Genomic DNA, 18,711 nt, shown 5'->3' with positions numbered 1-18,711 from the left:
CATGGCGGCGGGCGTCAGGTCAACGTCCGCGCAAACAGCCAGCTTCTCAATGCACTGGCAAGGTTGGGCGGATCGTCCGCGGCGATACGCAGCACGTCGATCTCAGCAACCAGCGCGGACAGCGGCAGGCCGCAGCCCTGCGCCGCCTCTTCCAGCGCGCGCCAGAACACGGGCTCCAGGCTGATCGACGTCTGGTGACCGGCGATCGTGATCGACCGCTTCACTGGCCCGACGAAGCCGCAGGCGGGCGCCGCAATGTCAGGCATCGGCCCAGCGCCGCAACAGATTGTGATAGATGCCGGTCAGCTTCACCACGGCAGGATCGCCCTGGCCGTTGCTGGCCGCGACCGACTGGATCGCCTCGTCCAGCTCGAACAGGGTCCGCCGCTCGCCATCGTCGCGCACCATCGATTGCAGCCACAGGAAGCTCGCGGTGCGCACGCCCCGCGTCACCGGCGTCACGCGATGCAGGCTGGAGGCGGGATAAAGGACGAGATGCCCGGCGGGTAACTTCACCGTCTGCGGCCCGAAACGATCCTCGATCACCAGCTCGCCGCCATCGTAGCTGTCGGGATCGTCGAGAAACAGCGTCGCCGATAGGTCGGACCGGATGCGGAAATCGGTGCCGCGCTGCAGGCGGATCGCATTGTCGACGTGCAGGCCGAAATCCTCGCCGCCCTCATATCGGTTGAACAGCGGCGGAAACACCTTGAGCGGCAGCGCGGCGGCGAAGAACAGCGGCGACCGCCCCAGCGCATCGAGCACGAACGCCGCGCCGGCCCGCGCCGCCTCCGTCCCTTCGACCAGCTGACGGTTGCGCTTGGCGAGCGCCGCCTGCGGGCCCGAGGTGACGTTGCCGTCCACCCATTCGCCCGCGTCGATCAGCCCCCGCAGCCGCGCCACGCCCTCCGCATCCAGAATATCGGGGATGGCAATCAGCATAACTGGTGGTTCCTCAGGTCTCTTCCCCGCCGGGGGCTGATGTGGCGGGGAAGAGTAGCAAAGATCAGAAGCTGCGGAACAGGCTGAGCACCGTCTGGCGCCGGTCGCCGGGCATCGCCCAGCCGCCGGTCACGACGCCGCTGGTCGCGTTGATGTTGTTGCGGACGTTGGTCAGGTACTTCTCATCCGTCAGGTTCTGGATGTTGAGCTGCGCGGTCCAGCCACCACCGAAGCTGTAGGCCAGATAGGCGCGGTGGATCAGATAGTCGGGCGCGCGCAGCTGCACGCCGTTGGTCAGCACCGGGACATAGGTGGTGAACGACCCCTGATAGGTTAGGCCATAGCCCAGCTCGAGCCCGAACGGCAGCTTGTAGGTGGTGAACAGGCTGCCCGAATGTGTCGGCGTCTGCACCAGCGGGCTGTCGCGCTGCGGGTCGGGGTTGGCGACCGAATTGCCGCACCCGGTGCTACCCGGATTGCGCAGGCAGAAATCGGACACCGACTGCACCACCTTGCTATCGAGATAGGTGTAGTTGGCGAAGATCGTCCACGCCTTGGTGATGCTGCCCGATGCGCCCAGCGCGATCCCGTCGACGCGGCTCTTGCCGCCCAGCACCTGCACCGTCGGCAGCGCGGGGTCGTTCGAGGGTACGCGATAATTGGTGCGCTCGTTGCGGAACACCGCCGCGGTCAGCTCCAGCCGGCGGTTGAACAGCCCCGCCTTCACGCCCGCTTCGTAGTTGCGCGCGGTTTCGGGCGCAACGCCGCAGGTATTGGTGACGATGCTGTTGGAGACGCTGACGCAGCCCGCCCGCACGCTCGGCGACGAGGGCGTCTTCGCGTTGCCGTAGCCGGCATAGACACTGACGTCGCGCACCGGATGGAACACTGCGCCGACGCGGTACGAGAACAGCCGTTCGTTGTTGATCTGCGGCGTCTGCAACGCCGCGGCGGGCTGGCTGACGCCCAGCGCGAGCGTGCGGAGCGGCAGTGCGCGGAAGTCGCTGCGCTGCATTTCCCAGCGCACGCCGCCGTTCAGTTCGAAGAAGCGGTTCAGCTCCAGCGTGTCGAAGGCATAGACCGCGACGTTGGTCTGGGTCGACCGCGACTGCGCCGTGGTGACGTAGTTGATCGGCCCGCGATAGACGCTGTCCGGGTTGCTGATCGACAACGTCGGCAGCGGCGACACCGCCGATCCGTCCGCATTGCGCAGCAGCGATCCGCTGGTGATCCGGTAATCCTCGACGATCGCCGACATGCCGATGTTGGCGACGTTACGCAGGCCACCCTTCTCGCCATGCTCCAGCCGCAGGTCGGTCTGGTTGGCGAGCAGCTGATTCTCCTGGTCGCGCACCAGCCCGCGGGGACCGGACGGGATCCATTGGCCCGGCTGCAACCCCGTCGGGCAGGCGAGGCCCTGCGGATCGGTCGCACTGGTCGCCACCGGCTGGCGACCGGTGCCGGCGAGGCAGAAGGTGCCCTGCGGCGCGCTCGTCACGCTATACTGGCCGACGCGCTGCCACCGCGTCAGGTTGCGGATCGAGACATGCGCGTCCGCCTGATGGCGGAAGGTCGCGGTGAAGCGATCGACCGTGATCTGCTGGCGATCGAGGTTGCTGTAGCCGTAATAGTCGCTGCGATCCGCGCCGGTGATCAGGCCGCCGACCAGCGCGTTGTTGAAATAGGGCACACCGTACAGTGGCGTATTGTCGTCGCGCTGATGGACATAGGCGAGCGTCAGGCTGGTCGGCCCGCCGATCCCGATCGTGACGGCGGGTGCGACACCCCAGCGTTCGTACTTCTCGACGTCGCGGCCGGGCACGTCGTTGTGATGGTACACCGCGTTCAGGCGCACCGCGACATCGTCGCCGACGCGATGGTTCGCATCCACCGTGCCCCGCCAGTAATTGTCGGTGCCGACCGATCCCTGCACGATCGTCAGGTCTTCGGCCCGCGGCTCCTTGGTGACGAGGTTGATCGTGCCGCCGACGCTGCCCGATCCGTTGAACACCGAATTGGCGCCGTTGTAGACTTCGATCTGCTGCAGATTGAACGGATCGGTGCGGCTGTATTGCGCGCTGTCGCGGATGCCGTCGATCGTGATGTCGGTGTTGGCCGAATAGCCGCGCAGGTTGATGCTGTCGCCATAGCCGCCGCCGCCCTCGCCCGCACCGAAGGTAATGCCGGGGATCGTCTGGAGGGCGTCGCGCAGCGTCTGGAGGTTCTGCTTGCGCAGCACCTGGTCAGAAATGACGGTGATCGTCTGCGGCGTATCGATCAGCGCCGACGTCGCCTTCGGGCTTTCGACCACCGCAGGCGCGACCTGCCCCTTGCCGTTAACGATGATGTCGTCGCGCTCGCCCTCGCGCCGGGCATCCTGCGCCTGCGGGTCGGCCGTAACGTCGGTCTTGGCGGTCGCCGCGACCGGATCAGCGGCAAAGGCAGGCGCGGACGCGAGGAAGCCGATGCACGACAGCGCCAGAAACGGTGGTTTGGTCATTAAAAACGGTCCCCTTTATGGGGCGTCCGTTAATGCGAGTTATTATCACCGTCAACGCTAATGCGAGCTACTCGCATATATTTACGCTCGATATGCCGCGGCCACGCACCCTCATTGCGAAATGCGCGCCGTCGCCACTGCGTTCTGGAACAGCGCGCTCAACGCCGCGCTGATGTCGCCGTCGGTGGACACCTTGGTGTAGAGGCCCGACGAGGCGCAGGCTTGCAGCGCGGGTTCGACCTTGTACAAATTGGGCGCCACATTGGTCTGCGACCAGCTGTCGTTGTCGAGCGATTCGCGCAGATATTCGGTATAGAGCACCGCGATGCGGATGCCGCGGGCCTTGATCGCGTCGCATTTCGTGGTGTCGATCGCGGCCTCGGGCTTGCTCCCGGGACGATTTTCATCGCGCATGCCGTCGGTGACGATGAACATCACACCCTTGGGGTTGTCGCCGTTCACGCCCGATCCGGGTGTCCCCATCATCGCGTTCATATTGTCGAAGGCGTCGCTGTGCGCACTGTCCTGGTCGTTCCAGCCGACCTCGCTCCGCTGGCAGGCCTGCGTCGGGCAGCCGTTCTTGTAGAAGGTGGACGGCTGGATCGTCGGACTGACGGCATAGGCCATCGTCAGTTTCGGCGTCAGCGGCATGGGCGTCGCGAAACCGCCACTGCCGCGGAATGTGGAAATCGCCATCTGATACATCGCACCGTTGCGGCTCATCGTGCTGATCGCGGTGTCGGCGAGCTTGTTCACCGAGCTCGCCTCCTCGTCGATACGCAGCGTCAGGCCATAGGACCGCGCGACGTCGTACAGGCTGACCTGGTTGCCGTTCTTGTCCGCCCCCGTTTGGTCTTTTACCGAATGGCAGGCGAACTTGCACCCGCGCGAATTGCTGTTGGCGACCGTGCGCAGCCCGGCGGAGGTGCTGGGCAAGGCCATCGATCCGGACACGTCGAGCAGGACGTAGAAGTTGATGTTGGGTGCGATGGCATTGGTCGTGGTCGACGTACCGCCGATGTTGAGGACGTTGAGCCCCAGGATCCGAGCGAAGACGTTGTCCGACGTCGCCTTGTACGTCACCGTCGCGGTCCGCCGGCCGGTGGCATCCTTCACCGCCGTCACGACGAGGCGGGTGATCCTGACCGATCCCGTCCCCAGCACCGGCTGCGATTGCAGCGTGAACATCATCGTCGCCTTCTCGGCGGCCATCACGTCGGGAAAGGGCATCACCAGCTTGCTGACCGCGACGAGGGCCGAGGCATCGGCGATCGCGTTCAGCTTGGTCTGCGCCGTCATCGCGCGCGCATAATCGATGCCCATGCCCACCGCGAAGGTGAGCGGCAGCAGCGCGAAGCCGAACATCATCAGCACATTGCCCCGCCGATCGCGGAACAGGCGTCGCAGGCGGGCAGCGAAAGCGGTCATCACGTGTTGCAATCCGAACAGGTGATGGTCTGCGAATTGCGCGGCAGCATCACGAGGAAGTCATCGAGCGCGATCGGCTTGACGAAGCCGAAATTGGCCGGCGGGCGATAATTGTAGGTCACGTGGGCGACGATGAACGACACGCCCGGCACGCGCATGGCGAGCGGAATGTTCGACAACGTTCCCGGCGTATCGGGCAGCCCGTTACGGGCCCGGCTCCAGTCGATCCGAACCCGCATCATGTTGTCGATCGTGATGTGCGTCAGCCGGATCACCGCCCGGTCCGAGCGATAGGGCGCCATCACCTGCGTCGCCGCGGCCAGGCTGTTGTCGACATCCGTCTTGGTCGTGCTGCCACTGGCATTCTGGGCGATCAGATCGGCGGTGGCGCGCGTTGCGATCGTCACCTTGCGCTTGCAGGCGATGCCGTCCTGCAACTGCACGCTGCCCAGGTACAGGATCAGCAGGATGGGCAGCACCATCGCAAATTCGATCAGCGCCACGCCACGCGTATCGCGCGCCAGATCCCGCCAGCGGCGCAGGCGGGCGATCATGAATAGGTCTCCGACTTGGCGACCGACGTCGCCATCAGCAGGCGGCGCCCCGGCCCCATGTTGCTGAAATCGAACAGCGGCGCCGACTGGACGGGCCAGAGGTACATGAACCGGACCAGCACGATCGATCCCTGGCTGCCCAGATCGTAAGCGAAGGTGTTGGCGATCCTGCCGTCCGACCCGATCGTCACCGCCGGGGCGCTATTGTCCATCGACGCCCAGTCGCCCGTGCTCTTCACCTCGACGTACAGGCGCGAACACGGCAGGAAGGCGGGCAGAGACGCGCAGCCGGCCTTCCGGAATCGTTCGGCGAGTTGCGCCTTCGTCATCCCGCTCTGTGACCCCGTATCGTCGGCAGCCTGGGTACGGCCCGTCACGATATTGCGCGCGGCCGATTCGACCCCGGTTTCCAGCACTTCCTGGACGAAATAGGCGAGGCTGGTGACGGCCACCGCCAGCAGCAGCGCGATGAACGGCACCGCGACCATCGCGAATTCGACGATCGTCGCTCCCCGCGTGTCGCGAGCCAGCCGCGGCGCACCGCAGGTCGCCGCACGCGCACGGCGCGCCTGGCGAAGCGCACAGGCGCGAAGGATGGTCGGAAGCCTCATGCGGCAACCGTACCGGACAAAAGTAAACAAAAACCCAAAACGGTCCGCTTCGGACTTTATGGCGCTATGGTTCTATGCGCGGACCTCGTCGGCGGTCACCGCGTGCAGGCGCCCCGGCTCACAGGAATGCCGGCGCCTGCCGCAGTTGCTGATAGGCTGCAATCACCTTTTGCAGCATGGCTTCGTGGCTGCGATCGCCGCCGTTGCGATCGGGATGATAGGTGCGGACGAGTTCCGAATAGCGCTTGCGCAGCGCGGTGCGATCGGCGTCCGGGGCCAGGCCCAGCACCTTCAGGCTCGCCCGGTCCTGACCTGACAGCGGCTTGCCGTCGCTGCGCTCGGGCGCAACCTCGCGGCGATAGCGTGCGCCGATCGCATCGAGCGGATCGCGAAAATCGGCCCAGCGCGGCCCCTGGTCGCCTGTGCCGGCGCGCGCGAACGCCCGCGTCTCGCTCTCCCAGCCCGCCAGCGGCCGCTGTGCGCGGTGGATCTCGTCCGCCGTCATTCCGTCGAAGTAATTGTATCGGCTGTTGAACGCGCGGACATGCTCCAGGCACATCCAGCGGAACGCGCCCGGCCCTCCGCCGCCATCGCTCGCGCCTTCCAGCGGCGGCGCGCGAAACTCGCCCGGCTCTTCGCAGCCCGGCTCCGCGCACATGCGTCCATTCGCTTCCACCCGGCCATGAAACCGCGTGTGCGGCCGGTCTTTCCTGTCACTTCCGCGCGCCACGAACGCTCCCTAATCTGCGCAAGCTTGGCTATATAGGCGCGATGACCGACACCGCCACCGCCGCCCGTCCCCTCGCCGACATCATCGCAGAGCGCCTGCGCGACGCGCTGCAACCGACTCATCTTGAGGTCGTCAACGACAGCCATCATCATGCCGGCCATATGGGGGACGACGGCACCGGTGAGTCGCATTTCAGCGTGTCCGTCGAAAGCCCGCTGTTCGCCGGCGAAACCCGCGTCGCACGCCAGCGCCGCGTGAACAAAGCGCTCGCCGATCTGTTGTCGACGCGCATCCATGCCCTCGCGATCAAGGCACGCGCGCCGGGTGAGTGAACGGGAGAGCCTGATGCCCTATCGCCTGTGGTATTGGCCCACCATCCAGGGGCGTGGCGAGTTCGTGCGCTTGGCGCTGGAGGCGGCGGGTATCGACTATGTCGACTGCGCCCGGCTGGAGGGTGTCGAGGCGATGATGGCCGATATGGAGACGCGGACGAAGGCCGGCCGCGGTCCGTTCGCCCCGCCCTATCTCGCGCTCGACAATCACGCCGTGGCGCAGGTCGCCAACATCCTGCAATTCCTTGGCCAGCAGCACGATCTGGCACCGTCGAACCTTGCCGACCGGCAGTGGATCAACCAACTGCAACTGACCATCGCCGACTGCATCGCCGAAGTGCACAGCGTCCATCATCCCGTCGCGATGATGGCCTATTACGACGACCAGAAGGACGAGGCGGCGCGCGCCGCCGACCAGTTCCGCAGGGAACGCCTGCCCAAATATCTCGACCATTTCGAGGCGGCGGCACGGCATGGCCCGACCGAATGGCTGGTCGATCATCGCTGGACCTATGCGGACACCTCGCTGTTCCAGCTGGTCGAGGGGCTGCGCTATATGTTCCCGCAGCGAATGGCGGCGCTGGAATCGCGGTATCCCGCGCTGCTCCGCCTGCGTGACGCGGTGGCGGACCTGCCCGGCATCCGCGCCTATCTGAAGAGCGACCGACGCCTGCCGTTCACGACCGAGGGAATCTTCCGCCACTATCCCGAACTCGACTGCGCATCGCGCCTGCACTGAACCGCAGCGTTTCCGGATTGCGGGGTGTCGCGATCGCGCCGGACCGGTAAGACACGCCCAAGCCCGCTGACCTTGAGCCGCGTCGGCGGGAGCCGTGCCCGCACGGCTGACGCCCATGGCATACAGCCTTCGACCGGCTGAAACCGAACGGGGATTGGAAGTAAGCCCGATGTCGTCGCCCGTAACCCGCGTCCCCCGCCCCGCCGCCCGCATCTTGCTGGTCGATGGCGCCGGCCGCGTGCTGCTGATGCGCTTCACTCCCGGCGACCGCCCGCCCCTGTGGTGCACGCCCGGCGGTGCGGTCGATCCCGGCGAAACCTACCCGCAGGCGGCACGCCGCGAATTGTGGGAAGAGGTGGGGCTGGACATCGACTGCGGCCTGGAAGTCGCGCAGCGCACCTGCGAATTCCTGACCTTCGAAGGCGTCGAGGTGATCGCCGACGAACGCTATTTCCGCGTCGATATCGATCGTCACGACGTGCAGGCCGGCGCGCTGACCGCGCTCGAACAGCGTGTGCTGGCGGGATCGCGCTGGTTCGCACTGTCCGAACTCGCCGACTGGCCGGAAGTCATCTACCCTGCTGATCTCGAACAGCTTCTTCGCGAAACGGAGCCTGCCCGTGCTTGACGATTTCGTCCTTCAGACCATCACGCCCGTCACCCACGACCTGGGCGGGTTCAAGGTCCACCGCACGCTGCCCGGCCGCGCCCGCACGATGGTGGGGCCGTTCCTGTTCTTCGACCAGATGGGTCCGGCACAGCTCGCCGCGGGCGGCGGCATCGACGTGCGCCCGCACCCGCACATCAACCTCGCCACCGTCACCTATCTGTTCGACGGCGCGATCGATCATCGCGACTCGCTCGGCACGCAGCTCCGGATCGAACCCGGCGCCGTGAACCTGATGACCGCCGGCCACGGCATCGTCCATTCGGAACGCTCGCCGGGCGATGAGCGCGCGCATGGCCCGGTTCTGTCGGGCATCCAGACCTGGCTCGCCTTGCCCGACGCACAGGAGGAAATGGCGCCCGATTTCGAGCATGTCGCCCGCGATGCGCTGCCGACACTGGAGGCGAACGGCGCCCGCGCGCGGATCATCATGGGCGAATTGTGGGGCCAGCGTGCGCCGACCACCACCTATGCCGGCACGATCTACGCCGACATCGTGCTCGATCCCGGTGCCGCCGTGCCGATCGACGCCGCGGCGGACGAGCGCGCCGTGTATCTCGCCTTCGGTGAGGCAACGCTGGAGGGCGTGCCGCTGGAACCGATGAAGCTCTACGTCCTGCGCCCCGGTATCGCCGCCACGCTGCGCTCCGACACCGGCGGCCGCGCGATGCTGGCGGGCGGCGACGCCTTCAAGACCCCGCGCCACGTCTGGTGGAACTTCGTCTCGTCGCGCCGCGAGCGGATCGAGGAGGCGCGCCGCGCCTGGACCGCCGGCGAATTTCCGCTCGTCCCCGGCGACGACAAGGAATGGATTCCCATCCCGCAGGTGCCCAACACCGTCAGCTATCCCTAAAGCGTCTTTCGCCGCGCCCGTGCGTTAGGCCCCTCGAAAGCGGGGCGAATATGTGCGCAGGTGATGACGAATATTGGATGCAGATGGCGATCGACGTCGCCCGATCGAAGGGGTCCGATCCGTCGACCTCGCCGCTCGGCTGCGTGATCGTGCGCGACGGCAAGGTGCTCGCCGCCGAACGCAACCAGACGCACGAGCTGCCCGACGCCACCGCGCATGCCGAGATGATGGCGATCCGTCGCGCCTGTGAAGGGATCGGCGAACTCGAGCTGCGTGGGGCGACGCTCTATTCGACGCTGCAACCCTGCGGCATGTGTACGATGGCCTCGATCTGGTCGAAGGTCGGCCGCGTCGTCTTCGGCGCCGGCCGCGACGACGTCCATCCGATGTATTTCGAAGCGAAGCACGTCGACACGCTCGCCTTCATCGCCGACGCCTATCGCGACGATATCGAGATCGAAGGCGGCTGCTTGGCCGACGAATGCGCCGGACTGTATTACGGCCCCGATGCCGATCTGCCGAAAGAGGAGCAGGCGAACCTGTGAGCGTCAACGTCAACACCGCCACTGCGGACGAGCTCAACGCCGTTCCCGCACTCGCCGGCCACGGCTTCGCAATCGTCCGCTACCGCGAAGACCGCGGCGGCTTCACCGCGCTACGCCAGCTGGACGAAGTGCCCGGCCTGGCCGGCAAGGTCGACCTCGACGACGACACGCTGACGCTGGGGTAACACCTCTCGCCCCGTCATCCCGGCGCACGCCGGGATCCATGGAGGGCGACGTCCTCAGCATCGGCGGGCAACCCTCGACACGCGCGCGTCCAGGAATCCCGGCATGCGCCGAAATGACCGAGGGACGGGAATAACGAACAGAAGGGCACCAACCAAAGCGCCCGCCGCGCCGCACCCAGCAGCCCCGTCAGCCGCCATGCCCCCCACCCGTCATTCCCGCGAAGGCGGGAATCCAGACGCGCTACCGTCGCGGCTCCATCGCAGTCGGTAGCGGTTATGGATCCCCGCCTCCGCGGGGATGACGACCGGGCGTAACGGGCACGCCAACCAACACCCACGAGCCAACCAACACCGGCCAGCCCCAAACCCCCGCCGCCCTACGCCCCCAACCCCGCAAACCACGCCGCGTACACCGTGTTGCGCGCCATATGCCGGTTGAGATCCGGCGCGCCGTCGTCCCACCACACCGGCCCGCGTTCGCCGAGCGCCACCTTCGCCGCATCTACCGCAGCATGCGCCCGCGCCTCCGCGTCCGCGTCACCCGCCCGTTTCGCCGCCGCGACCGCCCGCCGCGCCGCCATCAGCTGCGATACCAAAGGTTGCCGCTCGTGCTCTGCCAACGCGGGGTTGGCGCGCCGCCACAACCGCCCCCGCACCACGATATAGCGCAGGTCCGGTGTCGCCGGCGGGGCCGGCTGGCTCAGACCGGGGCCTCGATCGCGAAGCGCACGCCATCGGGCGCATAGGTAATGCCCGCCTGCCCCTCGACATGCTGGGCGAAAACGCGCTGGATCATCCGCGTGCCGAAGCCGGTGCGCATCGGCGCGGTCACCGGCGGGCCGCCCTGTTCGGCCCAGCTGAACGCGAAGCGCCGCTCGCCGACCGCACCGACCAGCGCCCAGCGGATCGCGACCTGCCCCTCGGGCACCGACAGCGCGCCATATTTGATCGCATTGGTCGCCAGTTCGTGCAGCGCCATCGACAGCGCCAGCGTGATTTCGGGGCTGAGGCGGATGTCCGGCCCTTCGATCGTGAAGCGCCGTCCGTTGCTGTCGAGGAACGGCGCCAGCACACGCTCGACGATCTCGCCGATCGCCGCGCCCTCCACCTCGTCGCGCACCAGCAGCTCGTGCGCCGCACCCAGGCTCGCGATCCGCCCCGCCACCGCTGCGCGCGCCTCGCCGAGCGACGGCGCGTCGCGCAACGTCTGGCTCACCACCGCGCCGACGGTCGCCAGCGTGTTCTTCACCCGGTGCGTCAGCTCGCGCGCCAGCACCGCGCGATGCTCCTCGGCGAATTTGCGCGCCGTGATGTTGCTGGTGAAGCCCGACATTTCCAGCGGCGTCCCATCGGCACGCCGCTGCACCGCGCCGCGCGCATGGATCCAGCGCTGCTCGCCCGACGGCGTCAGGATGCGATATTCGATGTCATAGGGCGCGTCGTTGGCGATCGTATCCCTGATCGCGGCGAGGACGCGCGCGGCATCGTCGGGGTGCAGGCTTTCGGCGAGGTCCTGCTCACCGAAATATGCGCCGGGCGGAAACCCGAAATTCTCCAGGCAGGACGCCGATGCGGTCAGCACGTTGCTCGGCAGCGCGAGCGTCCAGGTACCGAGGCCGCCGGCATTGAGCGCCATCGCCAGCCGCGCCTCGCGCTCGGCGAGCAGCGCTTCGCGCTTTTCCAGTTCGGCGGTCAGCGTGTCGCGATCCTGCTGCAATTCCTGCAGCCGATGCCGCTCGATCGTCACGTCCAGCTGCGAGGCGACGAAATAGCGCAGCTCGCCCGCCGCATCGAACACCGGCGCCACCATCAGCCGGTTCCAGAAGGGCGTACCGTCGCGCCGATGATTGAGCAGGTCGATCCCGATCCGCTCGCGCCGTCGGATCGCGGTGCGCAGTCGTTCGACGTCCGCATTATCGGTCAGCGGCCCCTGCATGAACCGGCAGTTGCGGCCCAGCGCTTCCGCCGCCTCGAAACCCGTCAGCGCGGTAAACGCGTCGTTCACATAGATGAGCGGATTATCGGGCAAAGTCGGGTCGCTGACCACGATCGCGGTGATCGAATGCTGGACCACCGCCAGGAACGGGTCGCTCGGGTCGAGCCCGCGCAGGAACGCGTCGATCGCCGCGCGCACGGCCGGCGGCGCGTCGAATGGCGTGTGCGGAACGGGGGGCAGCGGCTGTCGGTCCAAAGCAGGAACAGTCCTAGGCTAAAGCACACGCCCGGACAAGAGACGCTGCCGTAACGGATATAATTGGATTGCCTGCCAAATGCCTTGGCGGCGAACCATAATGTCGTTGATCCGCCGTGACTTAGCGGGGGACTGGTTACGCGCCGTTGGTCGCCTTGAACGCGGCGGTGCGGGCGATACGATCCGCCATCGCCAGCCAAGCCTCTTCCGACCGACGAAAGCGATCGCGCACCTGCGACAGCTGAGTCGCCGCGGCCTCGCGCGCGCAGGACGCCGCCTGCTCCCGATAATAGCTTTCCATGGCGTCAGGCCCCTTTCTGCATGGTCGATCGAGACGGTCGGTACGCCGCGGAACACGTCCGGCGCACGCAGGGGCGCAGGGCATCGGGGCGGCGCATGAAAACGAAAGACCCGCGTCCGCGCATCCGGTCCGGATGGCGCCGGTCAGGCCGTGCGAAGGGCCTCGCGATGGGGAGACTGTTGGTCAGGGCAGGTCCGGCAGGTCAAACGAGGCGGGCGCAATCGGATGATACCCGCCCGTTTGACCCATAACGCGCGATCCGCTCGGCGGTTCCCGCGCCATGACGCGCCCTGATGCGAAACGGGGCGGACCCTTCGGCCCGCCCCGCCCGGCGTCACTTCTTCTTTTCGCCCGAGGCGTCGGAGATGGCGGAGCCGGCCGACTTCAGGTCCTTGCCTGCGCCGTTGACCGTGTTGCACGCCGACAGCGACAGGACGGTGGCGAGCGCCAGCGCGGCGCCGATGGTCTTGGTGGTCATCATCGTGTCCTTTCCAGACATTCGGTAAAGGGATGCGGCGGGCCCGAATACGCCGGCCCGCCGCGCACACTCAGCGCAGCCGGCGGCGGGTCGCCGCGGTTGCACCGAAACCGGCAGCGCCTGCGCCGATCAGCAGCGCGAGCACGAGCATGAACGAGGTGCCGGCGGCAGCGCCCGCCGCCTTGTCGGTCGCGACCTTCGCGGTTTCGACCGTCTTGTCCTTGGCCTGGACGAACTGCTGCTTGGCGCGCGTCACCTGGGCCTGCGCCTGTTCGCGGCTGATCTTGCGCTGCGCGGCGACGATGTCGACGACGCGGGCTTCCGCCTGCTGGCCTTCGGCACCGCCGCGGGCCATCGCCGGCAATTCCTTGGCGATCGCGGTCTGCGCCTGCTCGGGCGTCATCTGCGCGGGATCGTTCGGCGCGTCCGACAGATAGGCCGCGGCCTCGCTGCGCACGTCCTGCTTGTCGATACCGGCGACCGAGGCTGCGGCCGGTGCCGCCGCGCCCACCGTGCTGCCCGCCGCGCCGGCGACCGCACCCACCGTGCGGAACGCGCCGCCGATGATGCCGCCGACGACCGAGGTCAGCAGATACAGGGTCAGGATCAGCGTGACGCCCCACACGACCAGGCCGTGGACCAGCGCGTCGAACCGGTCATGCACGCCCGCAACGCGCGCCGCGGCATAGCCGCCCGCGCCCAGCGCGATGACGGTGGTGATCAGCCAGAAGATACCGGCCCCGATGCCAAAGCCCGCCGCGCCCGGCGTCGTGCCCTCGACCGGATCGACCATGGTCAGGCCGATACCCGCGCCCAGGATGCCCAGCACCAGCTGCACCGCCACCGCGATGACGACACCGGCGAACACCGCGCCCCACGACAATCGGGTCGGCGTCTTCGCCGTGCGCAGGTCATCGCCCGGCACCGGGCCGGTATAAGCATGGGTAGCCATAATCACTCCTGTTGGAAAAATGCGTGTCCGGGATCAGTCCCGGGATTCCTTGGCCCGGCGGGTCGCCGCAGCGGTGCCCGCGTCCTTTTCGGCACGACCGCGCTCGCGCGCCGCATCGTCGCCGATCAACTTGCCGATCGCCTCCTGCACGGACCCCTTGGTCGCGCGCGCCGCGGCATCGGCTTTCGGGGTCTTGCTCATGCCGCCGCCTCCGTCTCGATGACGACGCCCTCGCCGTCGAAGCCACGCGCGCGGGCCCAGGCGACTGCGGCGATGCGCCGGTTGACGCCGATCTTGGCATAGATGCGCGCGACATGATTGCGCACGGTGTTGCCCGACACGTCGAGCGCCCGCGCGATGCGCTTGTCGTCATAGCCGCGACAGATCAGCGCCAGCACGTCGCGTTCGCGCCGCGTCAGATCGTCCAGGCCCGGCCCGTCCGCCTGCCGCTCGGGCGCGCGCAGCCGGGCGAGCTTGTCCATGATCGACCGGCTGAACCAGCTGGTGTCCTTCATCACCGCCTCGATCGCCTCGACCAGCTCCAGCTCGGTCGCCTTGCGCTGCGTGATGTCCTGGAACGCCCACAGCACGCAGGCGTCGTCGCCCAGCCGGATCGCCTCGGTCGACACCAGACAGTCGATCCCCGCGCCGTCCTTGGCGTGGATCCGCGCCTCATGACCGCGCAGCGCGTGGCCGTCGTCGATCAGCGCCTCGATCTCCTTGCGGATCGCGGAATTTTCCCACAATTCGACCTCGCCGAGCGGGCGGCCGATGATCTCGGTCGAGGCATAGCCGGTCATCTGCGTGAAGCTGGCATTCACCTCGCACAGCAGATGCCCATCGCGCGCGCCGATCGCCATCGGCACCGGCGCCATCTGGAAGGTGCGGGTGAACCGCTCCTCGCTATGGCGCAACGCGCCCTCCGCCTTCCGGCGCGGTTCCAGGTCGGCGAAGGTGAACAGCATGCAGGGCTGGTCGCCCATGTCGATCGGCTGCCCGGCAACGATCACCAGCTTGGTGCCGCCACCCGGCAGTTCCAGCTCCGCCTCCATCTGCGGGATCGTCCGCCCTTCGGCGAGCCGCTCCTTGGCCAGATCGCGGCGTTCCGCCTCGCGCAGCACGTCGATGTCGTACACCGTCTTGCACAGCACCTGATCGCGCTGATGCCCGGTCATCTCGAGGAACCCCTGATTGACCTTCACGAAGCGCAGGTCGCTCAACCGGCAGATCACCGCCGGCGCCGGATTGGCGTTGAACGACTGTTCGAAGCGATCCTCCGCCTCGTAACGCGCCGACACGTCCTGGATGATCAGCACCAGGCACGCCGGTTCGCCCGCATCGGCATCGTTGAGGACGAGGCTACGCACCTGATGCACCCAGCGCGGATCGTCCTCGCCCGCCACCGTCACTTCGACGACCACTTCGGAAAAGCAGTCGCCGGCGACGACGCGTTCGATCGGATAGGCGTCCGCCTCCAGCCGGTGGTTGTTGCGATACCGCAGCTGGAAGCGGGCGCGATATTCGTCGACAGTCGCGCCCAGCTCCTCGACCGATCCGACGCCGTGCATCGCCAGCGCGGCGTCATTCGCCCAGAGCAGGCTCTGGTCGGGATCGATCAGGATCACCCCTTCGTCGAGACCGACGATGATCTGGCGCAGGTGGCGCAGATCGGCGGTATCGCGCAGGGATTTGAGCAGGGCGGCCGTCATCGATCGCCTCAGGCGCGACGCCCGTGGATCAGCCAGCCGAGCGCATAGCCACCGACCAGCGCGGCCACAGCCCACAGAGCCGGCGTGTCCTGCACGGTCTTCGCCGCCGCCTTGCCATGTTCGCGCGCGGCGTCCGCGGCGACCTTGCCATGCTTGCCCGCCGCGTCCTTCGCGCGCGCGGCGGTGTCACCCGCCACGTCGGCGATCCGCTCGCCCGCATCCTTCAGCCGGTCGCGCGCTTCGTCGAGCAACTCGGGTGCGCTGTCCACCGCCTCGCCGATGATCGACTTGGCGCGGCCATAGGTGTGCTGGGCACCGCCGGCGACCTGATCGACGACGCCGTCGACCTGCCAGTCGCGGCTGTTCACCGTATCGCCGACCGCCTTTTCGACCTTGCCGGTCGCATAGCGCACGCCGCCGTGGAATTCGTCCTTGTTCACGGAATATCTCCTTTGCGGATGGGGAAGTGCAGGATCAGGGCAGGACGCCGCAGCCCGCCGCGGCCTTGCCGACCGACAGAGCGATCTTCGGGTCCTTCAGCTCGCCTGCGACGCGGATCAGGTCGCCCACCGTCAGCACGCCCGGATTGGGATCGTTCTGCTTATAGGCGGCAGCGGCGCGGCCCAGCTGTTGCAGCTGGCCGAGCGTCAGGTCGCTCTGCAACCGACCCCCGACGCAATCGGCGCGCGACTCGTCCAGGCCATAGCGCTGCAACCCGGTCGAAATCCGGGTCGCGGGTGCCGCGCAGGCGACCAATGCCACCGCGCCGCATACCACCGTCGCTATCGTTCTGGTCGAACCCATGGTCGATCCTTGCCCTCCGGCCCCACAGCAGGGCCGGTTCGGGCGCATCAACCCATGTTAGGCTGGTCCGTTCCTGGTATCTTTGCGCAAATACCTAGTCAGGAAGCACTATTTCCAGCAGCCCGACTTGCTCGCGATATAGCTGTTCCAGCCGCAGATGGATCGCGCGCGATCCCATATCCGCTGCTTTTTCAGCACCTTGCCTGTGCTCATCCGCCCGGCGCCGCAAATAGGCCAGCTCCTCGGGGCCGGACCGGAAAACGGGTATTTCGGAAGGCGTATCGGTCATGGAGCGGCACGCTAACGTGCTGTTTCGCCGTGCCTATCGGCCAGGATGCACCCATGACATGGTAGATCGGCATGCCGTTGCGCACGGGCATGACGTCAGGATGAAACGCCGCTAGGCTCGCGGCAAGACGACCCGCACAGGGCTTGCGACAGGAGAGAGTGATGACCGACACGCCGCTGACCCGTATCGCGCTGCGCACTGGCGTCGAGCTGGACGTCGCGATCGCCGGCGATCCCGCGCATCCGCCGGTCATCCTGCTGCACGGCTTTCCCGAATCGCACCGCACGTGGCGCGGCGTGATCCCCGATCTCGCCCGCGACCATTATGTCGTCGCGCCCGACCAGCGCGGCTTCGCCCGGTCCTCCAAGCCGAAAGGGGTGGAGGCCTATGCCGCCGAGCATATCCTCGCCGATCTGATCGCGCTCGCCGATCACCTTGGCATCGATCGTTTCACGCTCGTCGGCCATGACTGGGGCGGCGCGATCGCCTGGATGGCGGCGCTCACCCGGCCCGATCGCGTCGCGCGCCTCGTCATCGTCAACGCCCCGCACCCGCTGCTCTTCCAGCGCGCGCTGTTCGACGAGCCGGAGCAGCGCAAGGCCAGCCAATATATCACCCGCTTCCGCGATACGGGCATCGACCAGGGCCTGGTCGGCGCCGGCCTCGAAAAATTCCTCGGCTCCACCTTCGCCCATCACGTGACGCACGCCATCGCCGGCGCAGACAAGGCCGCCTATCTCGACGAATGGTCGCAGCCGGGCGCGATGACCGCGATGCTCAACTGGTATCGCGCGTCGAAGGTGATCGTCCCCGCGATGGACGAGGACCCGCCCCGCCCCGCCTTCCTCGACGCGCCCTTCCCGCCAATCACGCAGGATACGTTGGTCATCTGGGGCATGCGCGATTCGGCACTGCTGCCGGTGCTGGTCGATGGTCTGCCGCCCTATGTCCCGCAGTTGACCGTCGAGAAGATCGACGCCGGCCATTTCGTGCCCTGGGAAAAGCCGGAGGCGGTCGTCGCGGCGATGCGGCGCTGGGATATCTGAGGCGCCCTCTCCCTCCCGTCATTGCGAGCGCAGCGAAGCAATCCAGAGCCAGTCCAGGACGCCCTGGATTGCTTCGCTCCGCGCGCAATGACGCCATCCGGCTGACAGATAAGCGAAAAGAAAGACAGCCACCTTTCCCTAAGATGACCAAAGCATTCCTCACGCGTTCAGCCGCCCGCGGTCACAAGACCGTTCTGCGTTACGCCCCAACCCACAAGCGGGCGGTACGCGCACCGAGGAGTGAAACAGATGCGTAAGATCATGATCGCGGCCCTCGCCGCCGCCACCATCCTGCCCGCCGGCGTCGCCAACGCTCAGAGCGCTCGCGAAGTCCGCCAGAGCGAACGCGAGCTGCGCCAGAGCCAGCGCGACCTCGCCGAAGCACGCCGCTACGGCGACCGCCGCGACATCCGCGACGCACGCCGTGAAGTGCGCGAGGATCGCCAGGAACTGCGCGAGGATTGGCGCGACTATCGCCGCACGCACGGCGACGTCTATCGCCGCGGCAATTACGCCGGCCCGCGCGGCTATCGCTATCGCCCGGTGACCACCGGCTATCGCTTCGCGCCGAGCTATTACGGCCGCCAGTATTGGATCAACGACTACGCGACCTATCGCCTGCCGCGCCCGGGCTACGGCTATCAGCGCTGGGTCCGCTACGGCAACGACGTCGTGCTGGTCGACACCCGCTCGGGCCGCGTCGTCCAGGTCTACAACCGCTTCTTCTACTAGGCCGCGTCTGCATTTAGCGCAGCCAGATCATGGCGCATGCGAGGTGAACGAAGCCCATGAAGGCGGAGATGGTCTTCTCGCAGCGCAAGGCGATGCGGCGGAAGCGCTTGAGCTTGTTGAAGA

The 18,711-nt window shown here is 67.2% G+C and carries 25 protein-coding genes and 1 pseudogene; 8 read left to right on the top strand and 18 right to left on the bottom strand.

What is annotated here, in order from left to right:
- Positions 1-14: 14 nt before the first annotated feature.
- From ACGVWT_RS09960 to ACGVWT_RS09930, 7 genes are all read right to left on the bottom strand, one after another.
- On the bottom strand, positions 15-266 hold the full coding sequence (locus ACGVWT_RS09960; RefSeq protein WP_017977844.1) for a ribbon-helix-helix domain-containing protein: 252 nt from the start codon (positions 264-266) through the stop codon (positions 15-17).
- Positions 259-942, bottom strand: coding sequence for a Fe2+-dependent dioxygenase (locus ACGVWT_RS09955; RefSeq protein WP_315461671.1), 684 nt, complete (start codon positions 940-942; stop codon positions 259-261). The genes ACGVWT_RS09960 and ACGVWT_RS09955 overlap by 8 nt, the downstream gene beginning before the upstream one ends.
- Positions 943-1,006: 64 nt before the next feature.
- Positions 1,007-3,442 carry a TonB-dependent siderophore receptor gene (locus ACGVWT_RS09950; RefSeq protein WP_315461672.1) on the bottom strand — a complete coding sequence of 812 codons (2,436 nt, stop codon included), beginning with the start codon at positions 3,440-3,442 and terminating at the stop codon, positions 1,007-1,009.
- A 111-nt stretch (positions 3,443-3,553) separates the two neighbouring features.
- A complete protein-coding gene (locus ACGVWT_RS09945; protein WP_315461673.1) occupies positions 3,554-4,870 on the bottom strand; it encodes a TadE/TadG family type IV pilus assembly protein in 1,317 nt (438 codons plus the stop codon).
- Positions 4,870-5,424 carry a TadE/TadG family type IV pilus assembly protein gene (locus tag ACGVWT_RS09940; RefSeq protein ID WP_315461674.1) on the bottom strand — a complete coding sequence of 185 codons (555 nt, stop codon included), beginning with the start codon at positions 5,422-5,424 and terminating at the stop codon, positions 4,870-4,872. The genes ACGVWT_RS09945 and ACGVWT_RS09940 overlap by 1 nt, the downstream gene beginning before the upstream one ends.
- On the bottom strand, positions 5,421-6,035 hold the full coding sequence (locus ACGVWT_RS09935) for a TadE/TadG family type IV pilus assembly protein (protein WP_315461675.1): 615 nt from the start codon (positions 6,033-6,035) through the stop codon (positions 5,421-5,423). Before ACGVWT_RS09935 ends, ACGVWT_RS09940 begins: the two co-directional genes overlap by 4 nt.
- A gap of 118 nt (positions 6,036-6,153) precedes the next feature.
- Positions 6,154-6,693 carry a J domain-containing protein gene (locus tag ACGVWT_RS09930; protein WP_315461676.1) on the bottom strand — a complete coding sequence of 180 codons (540 nt, stop codon included), beginning with the start codon at positions 6,691-6,693 and terminating at the stop codon, positions 6,154-6,156.
- A gap of 113 nt (positions 6,694-6,806) precedes the next feature.
- Between ACGVWT_RS09930 and ACGVWT_RS09925 the strand changes: the two genes are divergently transcribed.
- The 6 genes from ACGVWT_RS09925 (at position 6,807) to ACGVWT_RS09900 (ending at position 10,086) form a co-directional block, all read left to right on the top strand.
- A complete protein-coding gene (locus ACGVWT_RS09925; protein WP_017977837.1) occupies positions 6,807-7,097 on the top strand; it encodes a BolA family transcriptional regulator in 291 nt (96 codons plus the stop codon).
- A gap of 13 nt (positions 7,098-7,110) precedes the next feature.
- Positions 7,111-7,836, top strand: a complete 726-nt coding sequence (locus ACGVWT_RS09920) for a glutathione S-transferase (protein WP_116462495.1) — start codon at positions 7,111-7,113, stop codon at positions 7,834-7,836.
- A gap of 169 nt (positions 7,837-8,005) precedes the next feature.
- Positions 8,006-8,464, top strand: coding sequence for an NUDIX hydrolase (locus tag ACGVWT_RS09915; RefSeq protein WP_315461677.1), 459 nt, complete (start codon positions 8,006-8,008; stop codon positions 8,462-8,464).
- On the top strand, positions 8,457-9,356 hold the full coding sequence (locus ACGVWT_RS09910) for a pirin family protein (protein ID WP_315461678.1): 900 nt from the start codon (positions 8,457-8,459) through the stop codon (positions 9,354-9,356). Before ACGVWT_RS09915 ends, ACGVWT_RS09910 begins: the two co-directional genes overlap by 8 nt.
- A 50-nt stretch (positions 9,357-9,406) precedes the next feature.
- On the top strand, positions 9,407-9,901 hold the full coding sequence (locus ACGVWT_RS09905) for a nucleoside deaminase (RefSeq protein WP_116462498.1): 495 nt from the start codon (positions 9,407-9,409) through the stop codon (positions 9,899-9,901).
- Positions 9,898-10,086, top strand: a complete 189-nt coding sequence (locus ACGVWT_RS09900; protein WP_315461679.1) for a helix-hairpin-helix domain-containing protein — start codon at positions 9,898-9,900, stop codon at positions 10,084-10,086. The genes ACGVWT_RS09905 and ACGVWT_RS09900 overlap by 4 nt, the downstream gene beginning before the upstream one ends.
- A gap of 377 nt (positions 10,087-10,463) precedes the next feature.
- On the opposite strand, the gene ACGVWT_RS09895 is transcribed toward ACGVWT_RS09900, so the two are convergent.
- The 10 genes from ACGVWT_RS09895 to ACGVWT_RS09850 all read right to left on the bottom strand — a co-directional run bounded on the left by ACGVWT_RS09895 (position 10,464) and on the right by ACGVWT_RS09850 (position 16,810).
- Positions 10,464-10,790 carry a hypothetical protein gene (locus ACGVWT_RS09895; RefSeq protein ID WP_315461927.1) on the bottom strand — a complete coding sequence of 109 codons (327 nt, stop codon included), beginning with the start codon at positions 10,788-10,790 and terminating at the stop codon, positions 10,464-10,466.
- A complete protein-coding gene (locus ACGVWT_RS09890) occupies positions 10,787-12,277 on the bottom strand; it encodes an HWE histidine kinase domain-containing protein (RefSeq protein ID WP_315461680.1) in 1,491 nt (496 codons plus the stop codon). The genes ACGVWT_RS09895 and ACGVWT_RS09890 overlap by 4 nt, the downstream gene beginning before the upstream one ends.
- Positions 12,278-12,413: 136 nt before the next feature.
- Positions 12,414-12,578, bottom strand: a complete 165-nt coding sequence (locus ACGVWT_RS09885; RefSeq protein WP_165800921.1) for a hypothetical protein — start codon at positions 12,576-12,578, stop codon at positions 12,414-12,416.
- 334 nt (positions 12,579-12,912) lie between these two features.
- On the bottom strand, positions 12,913-13,056 hold the full coding sequence (locus ACGVWT_RS09880) for an entericidin A/B family lipoprotein (RefSeq protein WP_018250489.1): 144 nt from the start codon (positions 13,054-13,056) through the stop codon (positions 12,913-12,915).
- A gap of 70 nt (positions 13,057-13,126) precedes the next feature.
- The gene (locus tag ACGVWT_RS09875; RefSeq protein ID WP_116462502.1) at positions 13,127-14,008 is read right to left on the bottom strand and encodes a hypothetical protein; all 882 of its coding nucleotides are present in this window, start codon (positions 14,006-14,008) and stop codon (positions 13,127-13,129) included.
- Between the two features lie 33 nt (positions 14,009-14,041).
- Positions 14,042-14,209, bottom strand: coding sequence for a hypothetical protein (locus ACGVWT_RS09870; RefSeq protein WP_315461681.1), 168 nt, complete (start codon positions 14,207-14,209; stop codon positions 14,042-14,044).
- Positions 14,206-15,717 carry a PAS domain S-box protein gene (locus tag ACGVWT_RS09865; protein WP_116462503.1) on the bottom strand — a complete coding sequence of 504 codons (1,512 nt, stop codon included), beginning with the start codon at positions 15,715-15,717 and terminating at the stop codon, positions 14,206-14,208. Before ACGVWT_RS09865 ends, ACGVWT_RS09870 begins: the two co-directional genes overlap by 4 nt.
- An 8-nt stretch (positions 15,718-15,725) precedes the next feature.
- The gene (locus ACGVWT_RS09860) at positions 15,726-16,157 is read right to left on the bottom strand and encodes a CsbD family protein (protein ID WP_017977824.1); all 432 of its coding nucleotides are present in this window, start codon (positions 16,155-16,157) and stop codon (positions 15,726-15,728) included.
- 34 nt (positions 16,158-16,191) lie between these two features.
- Positions 16,192-16,521, bottom strand: a complete 330-nt coding sequence (locus ACGVWT_RS09855) for a hypothetical protein (protein ID WP_116462505.1) — start codon at positions 16,519-16,521, stop codon at positions 16,192-16,194.
- 94 nt (positions 16,522-16,615) lie between these two features.
- Positions 16,616-16,810: a hypothetical protein gene (locus ACGVWT_RS09850; RefSeq protein ID WP_315461682.1), complete on the bottom strand. Its 195-nt coding sequence runs from the start codon at positions 16,808-16,810 to the stop codon at positions 16,616-16,618.
- A 161-nt stretch (positions 16,811-16,971) separates the two neighbouring features.
- Between ACGVWT_RS09850 and ACGVWT_RS09845 the strand changes: the two genes are divergently transcribed.
- Positions 16,972-17,856: an alpha/beta fold hydrolase gene (locus ACGVWT_RS09845; protein ID WP_315461683.1), complete on the top strand. Its 885-nt coding sequence runs from the start codon at positions 16,972-16,974 to the stop codon at positions 17,854-17,856.
- A 249-nt stretch (positions 17,857-18,105) separates the two neighbouring features.
- Positions 18,106-18,588 carry an RcnB family protein gene (locus tag ACGVWT_RS09840; RefSeq protein ID WP_315461684.1) on the top strand — a complete coding sequence of 161 codons (483 nt, stop codon included), beginning with the start codon at positions 18,106-18,108 and terminating at the stop codon, positions 18,586-18,588.
- A 13-nt stretch (positions 18,589-18,601) separates the two neighbouring features.
- Here the strand turns inward: ACGVWT_RS09840 and ACGVWT_RS09835 are convergent.
- Positions 18,602-18,711 (bottom strand): annotated as a pseudogene (locus ACGVWT_RS09835) (IS5/IS1182 family transposase); the annotation flags it as partial.

The sequence above is a fragment of the Sphingomonas sp. S6 genome, assembly GCF_043498045.1.
Classification (GTDB): domain Bacteria; phylum Pseudomonadota; class Alphaproteobacteria; order Sphingomonadales; family Sphingomonadaceae; genus Sphingomonas.
Note: the sequence above shows the minus strand (reverse complement) of the source record. Positions and strands in the feature narration are given on the sequence as shown.

Coding starts and splice junctions, on each gene's coding strand:
- ACGVWT_RS09880 (WP_018250489.1), bottom strand. CDS start 13,056: ATGACCACCAAGACCATCGGCGCCGCGCTGGCGCTCGCCACCGTCCTG.
- ACGVWT_RS09940 (WP_315461674.1), bottom strand. CDS start 5,424: ATGATCGCCCGCCTGCGCCGCTGGCGGGATCTGGCGCGCGATACGCGT.
- ACGVWT_RS09855 (WP_116462505.1), bottom strand. CDS start 16,521: ATGGGTTCGACCAGAACGATAGCGACGGTGGTATGCGGCGCGGTGGCA.
- ACGVWT_RS09865 (WP_116462503.1), bottom strand. CDS start 15,717: ATGACGGCCGCCCTGCTCAAATCCCTGCGCGATACCGCCGATCTGCGC.
- ACGVWT_RS09925 (WP_017977837.1), top strand. CDS start 6,807: ATGACCGACACCGCCACCGCCGCCCGTCCCCTCGCCGACATCATCGCA.
- ACGVWT_RS09960 (WP_017977844.1), bottom strand. CDS start 266: ATGCCTGACATTGCGGCGCCCGCCTGCGGCTTCGTCGGGCCAGTGAAG.
- ACGVWT_RS09840 (WP_315461684.1), top strand. CDS start 18,106: ATGCGTAAGATCATGATCGCGGCCCTCGCCGCCGCCACCATCCTGCCC.
- ACGVWT_RS09935 (WP_315461675.1), bottom strand. CDS start 6,035: ATGAGGCTTCCGACCATCCTTCGCGCCTGTGCGCTTCGCCAGGCGCGC.
- ACGVWT_RS09845 (WP_315461683.1), top strand. CDS start 16,972: ATGACCGACACGCCGCTGACCCGTATCGCGCTGCGCACTGGCGTCGAG.
- ACGVWT_RS09915 (WP_315461677.1), top strand. CDS start 8,006: ATGTCGTCGCCCGTAACCCGCGTCCCCCGCCCCGCCGCCCGCATCTTG.
- ACGVWT_RS09945 (WP_315461673.1), bottom strand. CDS start 4,870: ATGACCGCTTTCGCTGCCCGCCTGCGACGCCTGTTCCGCGATCGGCGG.
- ACGVWT_RS09930 (WP_315461676.1), bottom strand. CDS start 6,693: ATGTGCGCGGAGCCGGGCTGCGAAGAGCCGGGCGAGTTTCGCGCGCCG.
- ACGVWT_RS09870 (WP_315461681.1), bottom strand. CDS start 14,209: ATGAGCAAGACCCCGAAAGCCGATGCCGCGGCGCGCGCGACCAAGGGG.
- ACGVWT_RS09885 (WP_165800921.1), bottom strand. CDS start 12,578: ATGGAAAGCTATTATCGGGAGCAGGCGGCGTCCTGCGCGCGCGAGGCC.
- ACGVWT_RS09950 (WP_315461672.1), bottom strand. CDS start 3,442: ATGACCAAACCACCGTTTCTGGCGCTGTCGTGCATCGGCTTCCTCGCG.
- ACGVWT_RS09920 (WP_116462495.1), top strand. CDS start 7,111: ATGCCCTATCGCCTGTGGTATTGGCCCACCATCCAGGGGCGTGGCGAG.
- ACGVWT_RS09955 (WP_315461671.1), bottom strand. CDS start 942: ATGCTGATTGCCATCCCCGATATTCTGGATGCGGAGGGCGTGGCGCGG.
- ACGVWT_RS09905 (WP_116462498.1), top strand. CDS start 9,407: ATGTGCGCAGGTGATGACGAATATTGGATGCAGATGGCGATCGACGTC.
- ACGVWT_RS09850 (WP_315461682.1), bottom strand. CDS start 16,810: ATGACCGATACGCCTTCCGAAATACCCGTTTTCCGGTCCGGCCCCGAG.
- ACGVWT_RS09875 (WP_116462502.1), bottom strand. CDS start 14,008: ATGGCTACCCATGCTTATACCGGCCCGGTGCCGGGCGATGACCTGCGC.